16 protein-coding genes and 2 pseudogenes are annotated in these 13,443 nt (G+C 42.1%); 14 read left to right on the top strand and 4 right to left on the bottom strand.

What is annotated here, in order from left to right:
- The 5 genes from GMD5S_RS0206765 (at position 1) to GMD5S_RS0206785 (ending at position 3,217) form a co-directional block, all read left to right on the top strand.
- Positions 1 to 669, top strand: a complete 669-nt coding sequence (locus tag GMD5S_RS0206765; protein ID WP_001226454.1) for a hypothetical protein — start codon at positions 1 to 3, stop codon at positions 667 to 669.
- Between the two features lie 121 nt (positions 670 to 790).
- Positions 791 to 1,462: a hypothetical protein gene (locus tag GMD5S_RS0206770; protein WP_001226099.1), complete on the top strand. Its 672-nt coding sequence runs from the start codon at positions 791 to 793 to the stop codon at positions 1,460 to 1,462.
- A gap of 2 nt (positions 1,463 to 1,464) precedes the next feature.
- Entirely contained in the window at positions 1,465 to 2,127 is a 663-nt protein-coding gene (locus GMD5S_RS0206775; RefSeq protein ID WP_025172614.1) for a hypothetical protein, read from the top strand.
- 75 nt (positions 2,128 to 2,202) lie between these two features.
- Positions 2,203 to 2,760 (top strand): DUF3592 domain-containing protein, encoded by a 558-nt coding sequence (locus GMD5S_RS0206780; protein ID WP_001031650.1) that lies wholly within the window; start codon positions 2,203 to 2,205, stop codon positions 2,758 to 2,760.
- A gap of 199 nt (positions 2,761 to 2,959) precedes the next feature.
- Positions 2,960 to 3,217, top strand: a complete 258-nt coding sequence (locus GMD5S_RS0206785) for a metal-sensitive transcriptional regulator (protein ID WP_002880547.1) — start codon at positions 2,960 to 2,962, stop codon at positions 3,215 to 3,217.
- Between the two features lie 222 nt (positions 3,218 to 3,439).
- Here the strand turns inward: GMD5S_RS0206785 and GMD5S_RS0206790 are convergent, their stop codons facing one another.
- The 3 genes and pseudogenes from GMD5S_RS0206790 to GMD5S_RS0206800 all read right to left on the bottom strand — a co-directional run bounded on the left by GMD5S_RS0206790 (position 3,440) and on the right by GMD5S_RS0206800 (position 4,391).
- A complete protein-coding gene (locus GMD5S_RS0206790) occupies positions 3,440 to 3,736 on the bottom strand; it encodes a rhodanese-like domain-containing protein (RefSeq protein WP_000450169.1) in 297 nt (98 codons plus the stop codon).
- Positions 3,711 to 4,076, bottom strand: a pseudogene (locus tag GMD5S_RS10825) (rhodanese-like domain-containing protein); the annotation flags it as partial. The pseudogene GMD5S_RS10825 and the gene GMD5S_RS0206790, both read right to left, overlap by 26 nt.
- A gap of 9 nt (positions 4,077 to 4,085) precedes the next feature.
- Positions 4,086 to 4,391: a rhodanese-like domain-containing protein gene (locus GMD5S_RS0206800; RefSeq protein ID WP_000468863.1), complete on the bottom strand. Its 306-nt coding sequence runs from the start codon at positions 4,389 to 4,391 to the stop codon at positions 4,086 to 4,088.
- Between the two features lie 174 nt (positions 4,392 to 4,565).
- Here GMD5S_RS0206800 and GMD5S_RS0206805 point away from each other — a divergent pair, with 174 nt between their 5' ends.
- Positions 4,566 to 5,129, top strand: coding sequence for a sugar O-acetyltransferase (locus GMD5S_RS0206805; RefSeq protein WP_000200256.1), 564 nt, complete (start codon positions 4,566 to 4,568; stop codon positions 5,127 to 5,129).
- 277 nt (positions 5,130 to 5,406) lie between these two features.
- Entirely contained in the window at positions 5,407 to 6,642 is a 1,236-nt protein-coding gene (locus tag GMD5S_RS0206810) for a carbohydrate-binding domain-containing protein (RefSeq protein ID WP_000837416.1), read from the top strand.
- A gap of 54 nt (positions 6,643 to 6,696) precedes the next feature.
- On the opposite strand, the pseudogene GMD5S_RS10900 reads toward GMD5S_RS0206810, so the two are convergent.
- Positions 6,697 to 6,831: pseudogene (locus GMD5S_RS10900) on the bottom strand (low temperature requirement protein A); the annotation flags it as partial.
- 230 nt (positions 6,832 to 7,061) lie between these two features.
- On the opposite strand from GMD5S_RS10900, the gene GMD5S_RS0206815 reads away from it, so the two are divergent.
- The 7 genes from GMD5S_RS0206815 to GMD5S_RS0206845 form a co-directional block, all read left to right on the top strand.
- Positions 7,062 to 7,778, top strand: a complete 717-nt coding sequence (locus GMD5S_RS0206815; RefSeq protein ID WP_000734677.1) for an ABC transporter ATP-binding protein — start codon at positions 7,062 to 7,064, stop codon at positions 7,776 to 7,778.
- A gap of 1 nt (position 7,779) precedes the next feature.
- The gene (locus GMD5S_RS0206820; RefSeq protein WP_001259057.1) at positions 7,780 to 8,862 is read left to right on the top strand and encodes an ABC transporter permease; all 1,083 of its coding nucleotides are present in this window, start codon (positions 7,780 to 7,782) and stop codon (positions 8,860 to 8,862) included.
- A 39-nt stretch (positions 8,863 to 8,901) separates the two neighbouring features.
- The gene (locus GMD5S_RS0206825) at positions 8,902 to 9,525 is read left to right on the top strand and encodes a TetR/AcrR family transcriptional regulator (RefSeq protein ID WP_000361923.1); all 624 of its coding nucleotides are present in this window, start codon (positions 8,902 to 8,904) and stop codon (positions 9,523 to 9,525) included.
- Positions 9,526 to 9,824: 299 nt separating this feature from the next.
- On the top strand, positions 9,825 to 10,589 hold the full coding sequence (locus GMD5S_RS0206830; protein WP_000615031.1) for a nucleoside phosphorylase: 765 nt from the start codon (positions 9,825 to 9,827) through the stop codon (positions 10,587 to 10,589).
- Positions 10,590 to 10,622: 33 nt separating this feature from the next.
- Positions 10,623 to 12,002, top strand: a complete 1,380-nt coding sequence (locus GMD5S_RS0206835; RefSeq protein WP_000897930.1) for a TrkH family potassium uptake protein — start codon at positions 10,623 to 10,625, stop codon at positions 12,000 to 12,002.
- 13 nt (positions 12,003 to 12,015) lie between these two features.
- A complete protein-coding gene (locus GMD5S_RS0206840) occupies positions 12,016 to 12,681 on the top strand; it encodes a potassium channel family protein (protein WP_001283881.1) in 666 nt (221 codons plus the stop codon).
- Between the two features lie 155 nt (positions 12,682 to 12,836).
- On the top strand, positions 12,837 to 13,443 hold a 607-nt coding region (locus GMD5S_RS0206845), incomplete at its 3' end, for an SSURE domain-containing protein (protein ID WP_016893807.1).

A 13,443-nucleotide genomic window follows, 5' to 3' on the forward strand; every position in this document is an offset into this window, starting at 1 on the left:
ATGAGAAAAATCATTTATATAGGCCAAGGAAACCAGCAATCCGTCTACTATAACACAAGGACGAGAGAGGCTTTAGCGACAGAATCTAGTACCTCGTCAGAAACCGACGGTGCTATCAGTTCAAAGAAATCCAAGTGGCCTTGGGTTGTCTTCTTTGCTTTCTTGCTAGTTGCTATCATCAGTATTTGGATTCTTTCCTTGATAGCGCCCTTTAGATTGAGTGAGTGGATGATGCCTATCCATCTAGCCGCTATCCTTTTCGTTTTTATCGGAAGTGTTTATGAATTTGAAAAACTGTTCTACAGTGGGGCTAAGTCGCTTGTCCCAGCAAGTGAAGAGCAGTTTAAAGATGCGGTTGAAAGTAGTACTTTTTGGAGGAAGTCACCAGATAAGGAACCAACAGTCGATAAAATCATCTTGTATCTATTTGTTATCCTTGTTCTTCTATTTGTTTTTGTTATTGTTGTGTTCTTTGCCATACCTGGGACCTTCATTCCTTACTATGAGCATGAATGGTTTGAACCGTCCATGTTCATGGTACCAATCGGAGCAACGATCGTCCCAATTAGTGTCGTACTGCTCTTGTTCCAAAACAATCCAATCCGCTGGCTGTTAGCCGTACGAAAATACAAGCAGGGGAAGGTATTATTTGGGGAAGAGAAGAACTAGAAACACGAGAGAAACGCTATTACCATTACCAGTGGTTGGTGATGGTGATGTTTTATCAACAACCTATGATAAAATTGAAGTTTCTGATTATAGTGATTAGTGAAAACTGTGGTGATTTTATATGAGAAAAATAATTTTTATTGGACAGAGCGGTGATAAGGCCGTTTACTATAATACGCGAACAAAAGAGGCTCTTGTAGCAGATAAGAGTGCATTGTTAAATACAGAAGGGGCTAGGAGATCGAATAGGGGGATTGCTCCTTTAATTGCTATATTCTCTTTGTTAGGTTTACTCGGAGGATTTGTTGCAATACCAATTTTCTCAGGCCTTCGTTATAATAGTGGGATGGTTCCTATTTTTATTCTTTGTCTTTCCTTTATCCTATTTGGATTTATATGGATGATGGAAGTCGCCTTATATAAAGGAGTGAAACGAGTCCAAGGAGCAACAAAGAAAGAGTTTAAAGAAGCAGTTTATTCAAATTTGTTCTGGGAAAATTTTAGTGAGAAAAAAGCGACGTTTGCGAAAATGTTGGCTTTTATGATTGTCATGCTACTAGTTTTTATGACTACTATAGTAATATTTGCTGCTGCAATTCCGGGTACTATTGACTCATTCAATAAGCAAGAGGCATTTGATATACAAATCTTTTTCTCGCCTTTAGCAGGTCTCTTTCCTGCCTTGTTGTACCTTTTCTTATTCCAAAACAACCCTATCCGCTGGTTCTTAGCTGTGCGAAAATATGAACAGGGGAAAGTGATATTTAATGAAGAAATAGAAAAGAGAGGATGATAATGTCACAAGAGAGATATTTGCAGATCAAAAAAGAGCATCAAGTTCGTAAGTTTGTGGGGCGTTTCCTCTTCATTCTTCTCGCTATACTCGATGTTCTACTGGTATCAAGTCATTCCAATTATGCCCCGCTTATAACGGTGGCTATGGTAACGATTGTGCCTTTTAATCATTTTCTACTTGGTCCTCTTAGGAGACAGAAAAAAGCCATAGAAAAAGAGCATCCAGAATGGAAAATACTCAGTACAAAGGGAGTAAAGGTTCCCTCGGCTGAAGCTAATAAAAGAACTTTTGCTGGCATTGGGATCTTGATGGCCTTGCTGCTGTCTTTTGGGCTATTCTATAAACCTGTGAAACAGCCGAACGACCAAGTAAACAAGCCGCCTAAGGTTGATTCTAAAACGCCTGAAACGTCCAAGCCTTCTGAGTCTGAGTCGTCCAGTTCCTCTATGATCAAAGAATCCAGTTCCTCAGAGTCGAAATCCTCGTCTTCGACTGAACAAAGTTCTAAAACCGAAAGTTCAGGAACAAAACCGTCAAAAAGTGAGTCCAATAATCCTTATTACCAGATTCCAGGACTTACTGACGAACAGGTGAGAGATATCATATCGAAATCTGTAAAAGATTTGAGAGAAAAACAGTCAAAAGAAAAATCCGAAGAGTAGACTCGAGAGCTTCAATGTCCTTCTGGACGAGTTCGTTTTGGGATTTTACTGTATAAAATAACAGGAGGAGTTCATATGAATAAAGAAGTGATTGGTTTGATAGTTGGGACAATCGTCATCTTCCTATCTTTTGTATTTGTGTGTGGGACCTTTCTTTTCCTCTATCTTCGGGATCAGAAGTTGGTCCGCCTTGCCAAGTCATCCGTACAGGGAACGGTTATCGGCTATAGCCGTTTTCGTGAGGGGTATCCACCTATCGTCGAATACACGGTGGATGGGATTTCTTATAAGAAAACCTTGCAGTATTTTATGTTCAAAACGGTCACAATTCCGTGGGGGACTACTAAATTTTTAAAGGACTATACAAGAGAAGATATGCTGGCCCCTTCGATCACTCGCTACAGCAACTCCTTTGTTTCCTTCAAACGCTTGATGCAGACCCATTTCCCCCTTCATTCGGAGCTGACAGTCTGGTATGATCCAGACAAGCCGACCAGGGCCTATGTCGAACGTTACAGCGGAATGGACAAGTTTTACAAGTGGTTTGGTATCGGATTTGGGCTGGCTCTAGTTATAGTCTATGGGATAGTGATCCTAGCCTTTTTGTCCAATTTGTCCAAGATATACGCATAAAGGTCAGTTGGTTGAAAGGAAACGTGACTTCCCATCGAGCTTCAAGGAGGACAGAGTTTCTTTTCCATTTCCATGCTTATCAATCTTTTCTATCTGATACAGAGGAGAGGTTGCCTCCTACAAATACAGACAGGAAGTGAATTTTGACAAAGCCCCTTATTCGAGATATAATGAAGAAAAAGTGACCAAGGATAAATTAATGACAAACTCAAAGTATATCACACGCCTGAAACGTTCAGAGGGCCAGTTGCGTGGGATTCAAAAGATGATTGAAGAAGATCGTGACTGCGCAGATATTGTTACGCAGTTGACAGCAGTGAAATCTAGCGTTGAGCGCGTGATTGAGATGATCATTACTGAAAATCTCACTGACTGCATCAACCAACCATTAGATGACCCCGAGGCTCAAAAGGAACGCCTAGAAAAGGCCATCCGATACCTGATTAAACGGAAGTAAACTAATTTGCTATTGATAAACAATGCAGACAAAGTCATTTAAGTCTATTTCAATAAAAAAATCATGTCAGACAAACGGATGAGTTCCCCCAATACCAATGAGAAAACCTCTTTTTAGATACCATCAATGTGTTTCGTTTTTTAGAAGCGACGGGCTACGAGCCCTATATCAGTGGGTTGCAGAAATGAAAAAACCGATTAAGGAACTTAATCGGTTTTTTGCTTATTCTACTTGACCGGGCCAAGCATTCATACCACCTTCTACATTGATAACGGTGAGGCCTTGGGCGCTTAGAAATTCACAAGCAGATGCGGAACGGACTCCACCTTGACAGATGACATGATATTCCTGGTCAGGTTTGAGTTCTTTGTAACCTTGCTCCAAGGTACTTAACGGAAGATTTCTTGCTCCTGGTGCATGTCCTGCTTGGAATTCATGCACCTCACGTACATCGATAAGGTTTAGATTTTCATTTAGGTATTTTTCATAAAAGTCAGCCATGCTGATACTCGTTTCCATATTCGACTCCTTCTGGATTAGCCATTTTATATAGTGAATAAGCGCCATCAAGGTTTTGGACGGCAAATCCTGCCTGCTGGAGGATACGCTCTGTGATATAGTTGCGCAAAACGCTGTGGCAGCTAAGGATGTAGGCTTGGTTCTTGTCTGGTTCACCCAAGATCTCCCTTAGTTCATTTAGGGGTTATGGATGGTATCGACCTTGGGTAGCTCCCCTGAAATTCGCCACTTGTCCGCACATCTAGGGATTATTTGCCCTTAGTCAGATCGTCTTCGAGCGGACACCTTGGATATTGTCGCTCAGACCTTCGATAAGGTTCAAGGCTGTGTAGCCAATTATTTTATGCTTCTAGATGACCTTGCCTGTCCAAGCGCTCATACCGCCTCGAACATTGATGACATCGTAGCCTTTTTTCTTAAGCATTTTCGCAGCTAGTTTGCTTCGTACACCAGAGTGACAAATGACATAAAGTGTTTCTTTTGTCGCAGGTGTGTAAGAACCGATTTCCGTTAAAGGAACATTTTTGGCATTTTTGATATGACCTCTACGGAATTCCATAGGCGTCCGAACATCTAGTAGCTGAATCGGTTCTCTGAGTTTAGCTTCTAACTCGCTGGTAGAAATACTGTCAATTTTTGTAAATAAGTGAAACATAGGCACCTCCACATATACCCTTATGGGGTATATTAAACCATGAAGTCAATCTTTTGTCAAGCAAGTTGTTTTGACTTGGAGGGGATTGGTTTTGAGAGTCTAGAAAGCAGGCTATTCTTGACCTTTCAAAGGCTTTTTGATATGATGAGTCCAAAGTAAGTGTGAGGTGATAAGATGACCAGCGAATACCAGAAAATGATAGCAGGGGAGCCTTACCGTCCGTCGGATCCAGAGTTGCGGGTCTTGGCGCAGGCTTCTCGCCAAAAACAGGCTGCCTTTAACAAGGAAGAAGATCCCTTGAAGGGAGCAGATATTATCAAGACTTGGTTTGGCTCAACTGGGGAAAATCTCTATGTCAATCCACGCTTGGTGGTCGATTATGGAGTCAATATCCATCTAGGGGAAAATTTTTATTCTAATTGGAACTTGACCATGCTGGATGTTTGCCCGATTCGCATCGGGAACAACGCCATGCTTGGCCCCAACTGTCAGTTTTTAACCCCACTCCATCCACTGGATCCGGATGAACGCAATTCAGGGGTCGAATACGGCAAGCCCATCACCATTGGAGATAATTTCTGGGCTGGAGGTGGCGTCATTGTCCTTCCTGGAGTGACACTGGGAAATAACGTCGTTGCAGGAGCGGGGGCCGTGATTACCAAGTCCTTCGGAGATAATGTCGTCCTAGCTGGCAATCCTGCGCGTGTCATCAAGGAAATCCCAGTAAAAGAAAACTAAAAAGAACAGCTTGGGCTGTTCTTTTTATAATCTTTATCTTAGTCTTATAGATTTTTCTTCTTTTTGGCTTTTTGGGTTAGAGTGATATCGCACTTGGGAATGTTGCTTTTAAAAACTATTAAATGCATTTTAGTACTCTCAAATTGTTTCTAGTAGCCCTTTCAAAAGAATACTAAGCGAAACTGAATTTAAGGAAACTTTCAGAAAAGTTTTAGTTTTGTTTCAGGAATCTTCTGTAGACTGTCTAGCTATATCATACGAAGGAGAGGAAAAAGCTATGAAATCAAAAAAATGGACCCTACTCGCAACGAGTTTAACGGCAATAGTGCTGATGGCAGCATGTGCCCAGTCAACAACTACATCCAATACCAATGCAACGACAAATAGTGCCACAACAACTGCAACAAAGACAAACCAATCATCCTATTTTACAGAGAAGGACAATGATACTTCTTATGACGAAAGCACAGCTTCTAAGATTGAGTTATCTGGCTCATCAGCAAACGTCTTTGGGGATGGCGTGACAGTCTCTGAATCAACAGTGACCATCACAAAATCTGGGACCTATGTGATTTCAGGTCAGTCTGACGGAGTGCAGATCAAGATCGAGGCAGATAAGTCTGCAGATGTTCATCTAGTCCTAAAAGGCGCGACCATGACCAATACCAATGCAGCGATATCTGCGACATCAGCTGGTCATGTCTACTTGACTCTAGCAGAGGGAACCACCAACAGTCTCTCTGACTCAAGCTCTAACAGTGACGAAAAAGCAGACGCAGCTCTCTTTTCTAAGGTGGATTTGACCATCAACGGGAAAGGAACTCTCAATGTAGATGGCAAGAAGAACAATGGTATCAAGGCCAACGACACCCTCCACATCACGGGTGGAACCTATAACATCACAGCAGTTGGCGATGCCTTCAATGTCAATGATGAACTCAACATCACTGGTACGACCATGACCATCGATGCCAAAGAGGATGGGGTCAAGGTGGACAATGACGAGGATACTTCAGTTGGGACCATGTACCTATCCAACAACAACATCACCGTCACAGCAGGAGATGATGGCATCCACGCATCTGGAGACCTCGTCATCGATAGTGGTACCTACACCGTCAAGAATTCGACAGAAGGACTTGAAGGTAAGTCAATCACTATCAACGGTGGGGATATTAGCATCTACTCAACAGATGATGGAGTCAACGCAGCTAACAAAAACGCCCAACAGAATGAAATCTTCTTCACTATGAACGGCGGGAATCTGACTGTAGAAGTCGGCCAAGGAGACACAGACCCAATCGACTCAAACGGCAATATTACGGTCACAGGTGGGACCATTAAAATGACTGGTCAAACAGGTTTTGACTTTGATGGAACAGCGACCTACACAGGTGGAGATATCTATCTCAACGGTGAAAAACAAACGGAAATCGTCAATTCTATACCTGGAGGCGGTGGACCAAATGGAGGCCCTCAAGGCGACGGTCCAGCCCCTGGCGGACAAGGATAAAAAAGAATCTCCTTTCTCGAAAGAGAAGGGAGAGTTTTATGTAGGAAGGATTTTCTAGAATAAATACCAATCCGGAGTTGAGAACTTCTTGGTCTGTTTCATATAAAAACGGATAAAGTGAATTTCCATAGCTAAGGTTATCAAGGTTGCTATTGTGATGACAGTAGTAGGATTGGCTGAGAAAAGTAGAGGAAGAATAGGCCTTTAAAAAGTGGACAGGAAAGACCATTTCGGAGTATAGAGAGGAAGTTCAAAAACATTTTTAGAAATAAGACATGTGCATCATAAACATCAGATACGAATCTGGTGTTTTATTTTTTTAAAGAATTTAACCCTTTCTCTTGACAAGTGAGTGATTACTCACTATAATAGCTTCTGTGATTTAAAAAGTGAGTACCCACTCACCTAGGAGGAAGCATATGAAAAAATTGCTACATTTACAAGATTTAGTAAAATCTTTTGACCAACAAATAGTTCTGAATCATGTCAGCTTTGAATTGCAGCTAGGAGAAATTATAGGATTAATTGGTCCGTCTGGTGCTGGTAAATCAACTATGATTAAGACTACGTTAGGAATGGAAAAGGCTGATGGAGGCGTAGCTTTAGTGTTAAATCACACTATGCCCAATCGCTATATTTTAGGAGACATTGGTTATATGGCCCAGTCAGATGCTTTATACGAGTCCTTGTCAGGCCAAGAAAATCTGGAATTTTTTGGTCAGCTAAAGGGGCTTTCTAAAAAAGACCTGAAGGCGGAAATTGCTTATATAGCTCAAGTAGTAGATCTGACAGACTACTTAAACAAGGCGGTATCTGGTTATTCTGGAGGAATGAAACGGCGTTTGTCACTGGCTATCGCGCTTTTAGGAAATCCTCAACTCTTGATTTTGGACGAACCGACAGTTGGAATCGACCCTTCTCTTCGAAAGAAAATCTGGAAAGAATTATTCGCGCTTAGAGACAATGGGGTTGGGATATTAGTTACTACTCATGTTATGGATGAAGCAGAGTTAACGGATAAGGTCGGCTTATTATTAGGTGGAAAAATCATTGCTTTTGATATACCGCAACACTTAAAAGAAAGTTATCAAGTTTCAAGTATTGAAGAAGTATTTTTGAAAGCAGAAGGAGAGTAAGATGAGAACCATTGCTATTGCTAAAAAAGTTATCAAAGAATTGCTTCGTGACAAACGAACCTTGGCTATGATGTTTGTAGCGCCGGTATTTATTATGTGGCTGATGAACCTCATGTTTTCAGCTAGTACAACCGTGAATGTCAAGTTAGCGACACAAGATCTACCAACTGGTTTGGTAACGAAAATGGATGAGCTCGATCATGTGGACGTCGAGACTTATCAAGACTTAGATCAGGCCAAGGAAGCGCTAGCAAATGAAAAAGTCGATGCTGTGATTTCTTATAAAGACGGTGAGTATCAGGTCGACTACGCAAATACAGATGCCTCCAAGACATCTATGATACGACAAGTGTTACGAACAAGTATCGCCAGTGAAGGCACCGATCAGTTACTATCTCGTGTCAAACAAGCTCTTCCACAATTGAAATTAGATGCAAAGGCGCCTGAAATCAAAGAATCTTACCAATATGGAGATAAAAATACTGGATTCTTTGCACGTATGATTCCAATTTTAATTGGCTTTGTGGTCTTCTTCTTTGTCTTTTTGATTTCTGGTATGGCACTTTTGAAAGAGCGCTCAAGTGGAACCTTGGATCGCTTGTTAGCAACCCCAGTGAAACGTTCTGAAATTGTCTATGGCTATATGTTGTCTTACGGTATTATTGCGATTTTTCAAACGGCAGTTGTCGTCTTAGCAGCAATTTGGCTACTAGATGTAGAAGTTGTAGGAAATATTTTAAATGTTATAATAGTTAATGTGGTACTGGCTCTTGTAGCACTAGCTTTTGGAATTCTCTTGTCTACTCTAGCAAAATCAGAATTCCAAATGATGCAATTTATTCCTCTTGTGATTATGCCCCAACTTTTTTTCTCAGGAATTATTCCATTGTCATCAATGGGAGAATGGGCTCTAACTGTGGGGAAATTTTTGCCATTAACCTATTCTGGTGATGCAATAAGCCAGATTATTCTTTACGGACACAATCTTGGTGATATTTTGCCAAATCTTGGTGTTTTAATGATTTTCTTGATCATTTTAACAATTCTCAATATTGTTGGATTGCGTCGTTATCGTAAAGTTTAGAAATCAACATAAATAATGCTAAAAAGGTGTGAAGATTAGATGGATAAGACTGTTTTTGAATCGTTTGAAGATTACTTAGAAGAAGCGAATTACCCTCAAGGAAAGAAAAAAATCATGCAGGCAGCAGTGGATCTCATATCAACCAGGAGTTACCATGGGACCTCAACTCTTCACATAGCTGAGCGTGCTGGACTAAGCCAGGCAACTTTGTTTAAGTATTTTAAGACGAAGGATGATCTACTGACGGCTATTTTACATCCTGTAGTCCCAGGCATTTTCGGTAGTTTTTTTGAGGAACTCTTAGCTTTTGAAACGACAGAAGAGAGGGTTCGTTATCTCGTCCACGATCGTATGAGCTATCTCAAAAAAAATCGTGCTTTGATGAAAATCATTCTGCAGGAGAGTTTTTCAAATAAAAAACTAAAAAATGAACAGATTTTTATATGGAATGCTATTCAGGATAAACTTCGAGTGCTTCATAAGGAATTGCTAGCAGATCCACGTGTAAATCCAGAGTTAACGATTCCTCAAATGGTTCGTATTTGTGTTGGTCCATTGTTGGCTTACTTCGCTCAGCTTTATATCGTTGGCGACAATGGAGAAATAAAAGAGGAAGACTTAGACTTATTAGAAAAACAGATTTTAGGTGGTTTGTGGAAATAAGGGAGTTCTAGAAGAACTAAGGTTTATTTACTTGACTTTCAAACAAGCTAAAAAAGACATGTTCTGCTTATTTCAGATTCATGTCTTTTTTGTTGTTGAATTTGGTATTTATTTATAACTCCTCAATCACCTTGCACAAGGCTCCCACATCTTTTACCCAGCTCATATTTACTACTCGATATCTTAGCAAGTTCAAAGTATCTCATAACTGAGGTGCTTTTTTTACTCAGTTCATCAGTCTCCTCCTTGACACTCCGTCAGCTTTTGATACAATAGTACAAAATTAGAGGAGGTGGGCGATGATTCAGAAGCATGCGATTCCCATTTTAGAGTTTGATGACAATCCTCAGTCGGTCCTTATGCCAACACATGAGGAGTTAGACTTGAAGTTGCCAAAGAAGTGTATCTATGCATTTTTGGAGGAGGAGATTGACCGCTATGCGGGGGAAGTAGGGACGGACTGTATTGGTGAGTTCGTTTCTGCCACCAAGACCTATCCAGTCTATGTCATCAATTACAAGGGTGAAGAGATCTGTCTGGCCCAAGCGCCTGTTGGTTCTGCTCCAGCAGCCCAGTTTATGGATTGGTTGATTGGCTATGGTGTGGAGCAAATCATTTCCACTGGTACTTGTGGAGTCCTAGCCGATATAGAGGAAAATGCCTTTCTCGTCCCTGTTCGCGCTCTGCGAGATGAGGGAACCAGCTACCACTATGTAGCGCCTTCTCGTTATATGGAGATGCAGATTGAGGCTATCTCTGCCATTGAGCAAGTCTTGGAACAAAGAGGCATTCCTTACGAGGAGGTCATGACCTGGACGACAGATGGTTTTTACCGAGAGACGGCTGAAAAGGTTGCCTATCGCAAGGAAGAAGGCTGTGCTGTTGTGGAGATGGAGTGCTCTGCTCTTGCGGCAGTAGCTCAACTACGTGGGGTTGTCTGGGGAGAGCTGCTCTTTACCGCAGATTCCTTAGCAGATCTAGATAACTACGACAGTCGTGACTGGGGATCAGAAGCTTTTGATAAGGCACTCGAACTCTGTCTTGCCATTGTGCACCACATGTGAGTGTTCTTACTGTTTTTATGGTAGAATGTAGCTATGTTATTCAAATCTTTTTTGGAAAAAATCAAGACGACATTAGGGCGTTTATCGCCAGCCCGTCGCATCTTTTTAAGTTTTGCCCTAGTGATCTTCTTGGGCTCGCTCCTTTTAAGTCTCCCCTTTGTGCAAGCAGGAACGTCACAAGCGACCTACTTTGACCATCTCTTTACGACTGTGTCTATGGTCTGTGTGACAGGGCTCTTTACCCAGCCGGTAGCCTCTACTTACAATATCTGGGGTCAGTTGATCTGTATGATTTTGATCCAGATTGGTGGTTTGGGGCTCATGACCTTTATCGGAATCTTTTATATCCAAGGCAAGCAAAAGCTCAGTCTTCGTGGCCGTGAGACCATTCAAGAAAGTTTTGCTTATGGAGAAACCCAGTCTCTAAAGGATTTCATCCGTTCAATCTTTCTGACGACTTTTCTAGTGGAAGGGCTCGGTGCCTTTCTCTTGAGTTTCCGCTTTATTCCTGAATTTGGCTGGGGGCGAGGGATTTTAACCTCTATCTTTTTGGCTGTTTCAGCTTTCTGTAATGCTGGATTTGATAATTTTGGAAGTACGAGTTTGCTAGCCTTTCAAACGGACCCCTTGATTAATCTAGTGATTGCAGGCTTGATTATCACGGGTGGTCTAGGATTTATGGTCTGGTTTGATCTAGCGACCCAGTTTGGGAAAAAGAAAAAACGGCGCCTGCGTTTCCATACTAAGTTGGTTCTCTTTCTAACGGCGGGAATTTTGCTCTTTGGAACAGTATCGACTCTCTTAATTGAGTGGAACAATCCTGGGACGATTGGAAATCTTAGTTTTCCAGAAAAACTGTTGGTTAGTTTCTTCCAGACCGTCAGCATGAGAACGGCAGGCTTTGCTTCAATTGACTACACCCAGGCTCGACCAGTTACCTTACTGATCTACATCTTGCAGATGTTTCTGGGCGGGGCACCTGGAGGGACAGCAGGGGGGCTCAAGATTACGACCTTCTTTGTCTTGTTGGTCTTTGCTCGCAGTGAATTATTGGGCTTGCCTCATGCCAATGTAGCTCGGAGGACCATTGAACCCCGAACCGTGCAAAAATCTTTCAGTGTCTTTATTATCTTCTTGCTGACCTTCTTGCTGGGCTTGATTCTATTAGGGGTAACCGCAGAAGGAAATCCGCGCTTTATTTACCTCATGTTTGAGACCATTTCAGCACTTGCGACAGTTGGAGTGACGGCAAATTTAACACCAGAGCTAGGCAAGATAGCCCTCAGTATCGTTATGTTGTTGATGTTTATCGGCCGTATTGGTCCCTTGACACTACTGGTCAGTGTAGCGGAATACCAGCCAGACAAGAAAGATACGATTCACTATATGAAAGCAGATATCACTATTGGATAAGAAAGGAAGAACGATGTCAGATCGGACAATTGGAATTTTAGGCTTGGGAATTTTTGGGAGCAGTGTTTTGGCTGCTCTAGCCAAGCATGACATGAATATCATTGCTATTGATGACCACGAGGAACGCATTAATCAATTTGAACCTGTGCTGGCGCGTGGGGTAGTTGGAGATATCACGGATGAAGAACTCCTTCTATCAGCGGGGATTGACACCTGTGATACCGTAGTTGTCGCAACGGGTGAAAATCTAGAATCCAGTGTTCTCGCGGTCATGCACTGCAAGAGTCTAGGGGTGCCGACCGTTATTGCCAAGGTCAAAAGTCATACAGCTAAAAAGGTGTTAGAAAAAATTGGCGCGGACGCAGTCATCTCACCAGAGTTTGAAATGGGGCGCTCATTGGCACAGACCATCCTCTTTCATAACAGTGTAGACGTCTTTCAGCTGGACAAGAATGTATCGATTGTCGAGATGAAAATCCCCCAATCATGGGTAGATAAAAGCCTCAGTCAGTTGGATTTGCGTGGGCGATACAACCTCAACGTACTTGGCTTTCGTGCCTACGAAAATGCTCCTCTGGATGTCCAATTCGGACCCAATGACCTCTTGCAGGCAGATGCCTACATCATGGCCGTCATTAATAACCAACATCTGGACACCCTAGCTGAACTGAGTGAGTAGGAGAGGAAGGGTACTCTCTTTCCAAATAATTAACGAGTCAATATAAGTATTTTATAAGAGGGATTTAAGAAAAATTTTAACTTTTTCTTAATCCTTTTTAATTTTAGGAGATTATACTAGAGTCATCAAAAAAAGAAAACTCTAAGGAGAATCCTATGAAATTCAATCCAAATCAGAGATATACTCGTTGGTCTATTCGCCGTCTCAGTGTCGGTGTTGCTTCAGTTGTTGTGGCCAGTGGCTTCTTTGTCCTAGTTGGTCAACCAAGTTCTGCGCGTGCTGATGTCGTCAATCCGACTCCTGCCCAAGTCGTACCAGGCGCTGCTTCGGTGAGTGAAAAGAGCGACTTACCAGCAGAGGTTCTCAAAAAAGCAGTCGATGTAGCTCTTCCTTCAGAACAGTCTATTCCAACACCTAAAGCAAGTGTGGATACGACAAGCTCTTCAGAAAAAGCGGACGAAACTGCTAAAGAGCTAGTAGCAGCACCAAAAGAAGAAGTGCAAGCACAATCTGACTCTAAGAAACAAACAGAAGATGCAGTTAAACCTGTGGAAAGTTCTGAGTCTACAGTTTCTGGACAAGACCGTGAAGCCAGTGAAGCACAACCAGCGACCACTCCAGCTGAAGTGCAAAAAGGTGTGGCTGACAACACCAAAGATACAGTAGACGTCCCAGCTAGCTACCTTGACAAAGCCAATTTCCCAGGACCATTTACAGCCGGTGTTAACCAAGTCATTCCATACGAAGCTTTTGGTGGCGATG

Source organism: Streptococcus sp. GMD5S, assembly GCF_000298715.2.
Classification (GTDB): Bacteria; Bacillota; Bacilli; order Lactobacillales; family Streptococcaceae; genus Streptococcus.

Coding starts and splice junctions, on each gene's coding strand:
- GMD5S_RS0206765 (WP_001226454.1), top strand. CDS start 1: ATGAGAAAAATCATTTATATAGGCCAAGGAAACCAGCAATCCGTCTAC.
- GMD5S_RS0206770 (WP_001226099.1), top strand. CDS start 791: ATGAGAAAAATAATTTTTATTGGACAGAGCGGTGATAAGGCCGTTTAC.
- GMD5S_RS0206775 (WP_025172614.1), top strand. CDS start 1,465: ATGTCACAAGAGAGATATTTGCAGATCAAAAAAGAGCATCAAGTTCGT.
- GMD5S_RS0206780 (WP_001031650.1), top strand. CDS start 2,203: ATGAATAAAGAAGTGATTGGTTTGATAGTTGGGACAATCGTCATCTTC.
- GMD5S_RS0206785 (WP_002880547.1), top strand. CDS start 2,960: ATGACAAACTCAAAGTATATCACACGCCTGAAACGTTCAGAGGGCCAG.
- GMD5S_RS0206790 (WP_000450169.1), bottom strand. CDS start 3,736: ATGGAAACGAGTATCAGCATGGCTGACTTTTATGAAAAATACCTAAAT.
- GMD5S_RS0206800 (WP_000468863.1), bottom strand. CDS start 4,391: ATGTTTCACTTATTTACAAAAATTGACAGTATTTCTACCAGCGAGTTA.
- GMD5S_RS0206805 (WP_000200256.1), top strand. CDS start 4,566: ATGACCAGCGAATACCAGAAAATGATAGCAGGGGAGCCTTACCGTCCG.
- GMD5S_RS0206810 (WP_000837416.1), top strand. CDS start 5,407: ATGAAATCAAAAAAATGGACCCTACTCGCAACGAGTTTAACGGCAATA.
- GMD5S_RS0206815 (WP_000734677.1), top strand. CDS start 7,062: ATGAAAAAATTGCTACATTTACAAGATTTAGTAAAATCTTTTGACCAA.
- GMD5S_RS0206820 (WP_001259057.1), top strand. CDS start 7,780: ATGAGAACCATTGCTATTGCTAAAAAAGTTATCAAAGAATTGCTTCGT.
- GMD5S_RS0206825 (WP_000361923.1), top strand. CDS start 8,902: ATGGATAAGACTGTTTTTGAATCGTTTGAAGATTACTTAGAAGAAGCG.
- GMD5S_RS0206830 (WP_000615031.1), top strand. CDS start 9,825: ATGATTCAGAAGCATGCGATTCCCATTTTAGAGTTTGATGACAATCCT.
- GMD5S_RS0206835 (WP_000897930.1), top strand. CDS start 10,623: ATGTTATTCAAATCTTTTTTGGAAAAAATCAAGACGACATTAGGGCGT.
- GMD5S_RS0206840 (WP_001283881.1), top strand. CDS start 12,016: ATGTCAGATCGGACAATTGGAATTTTAGGCTTGGGAATTTTTGGGAGC.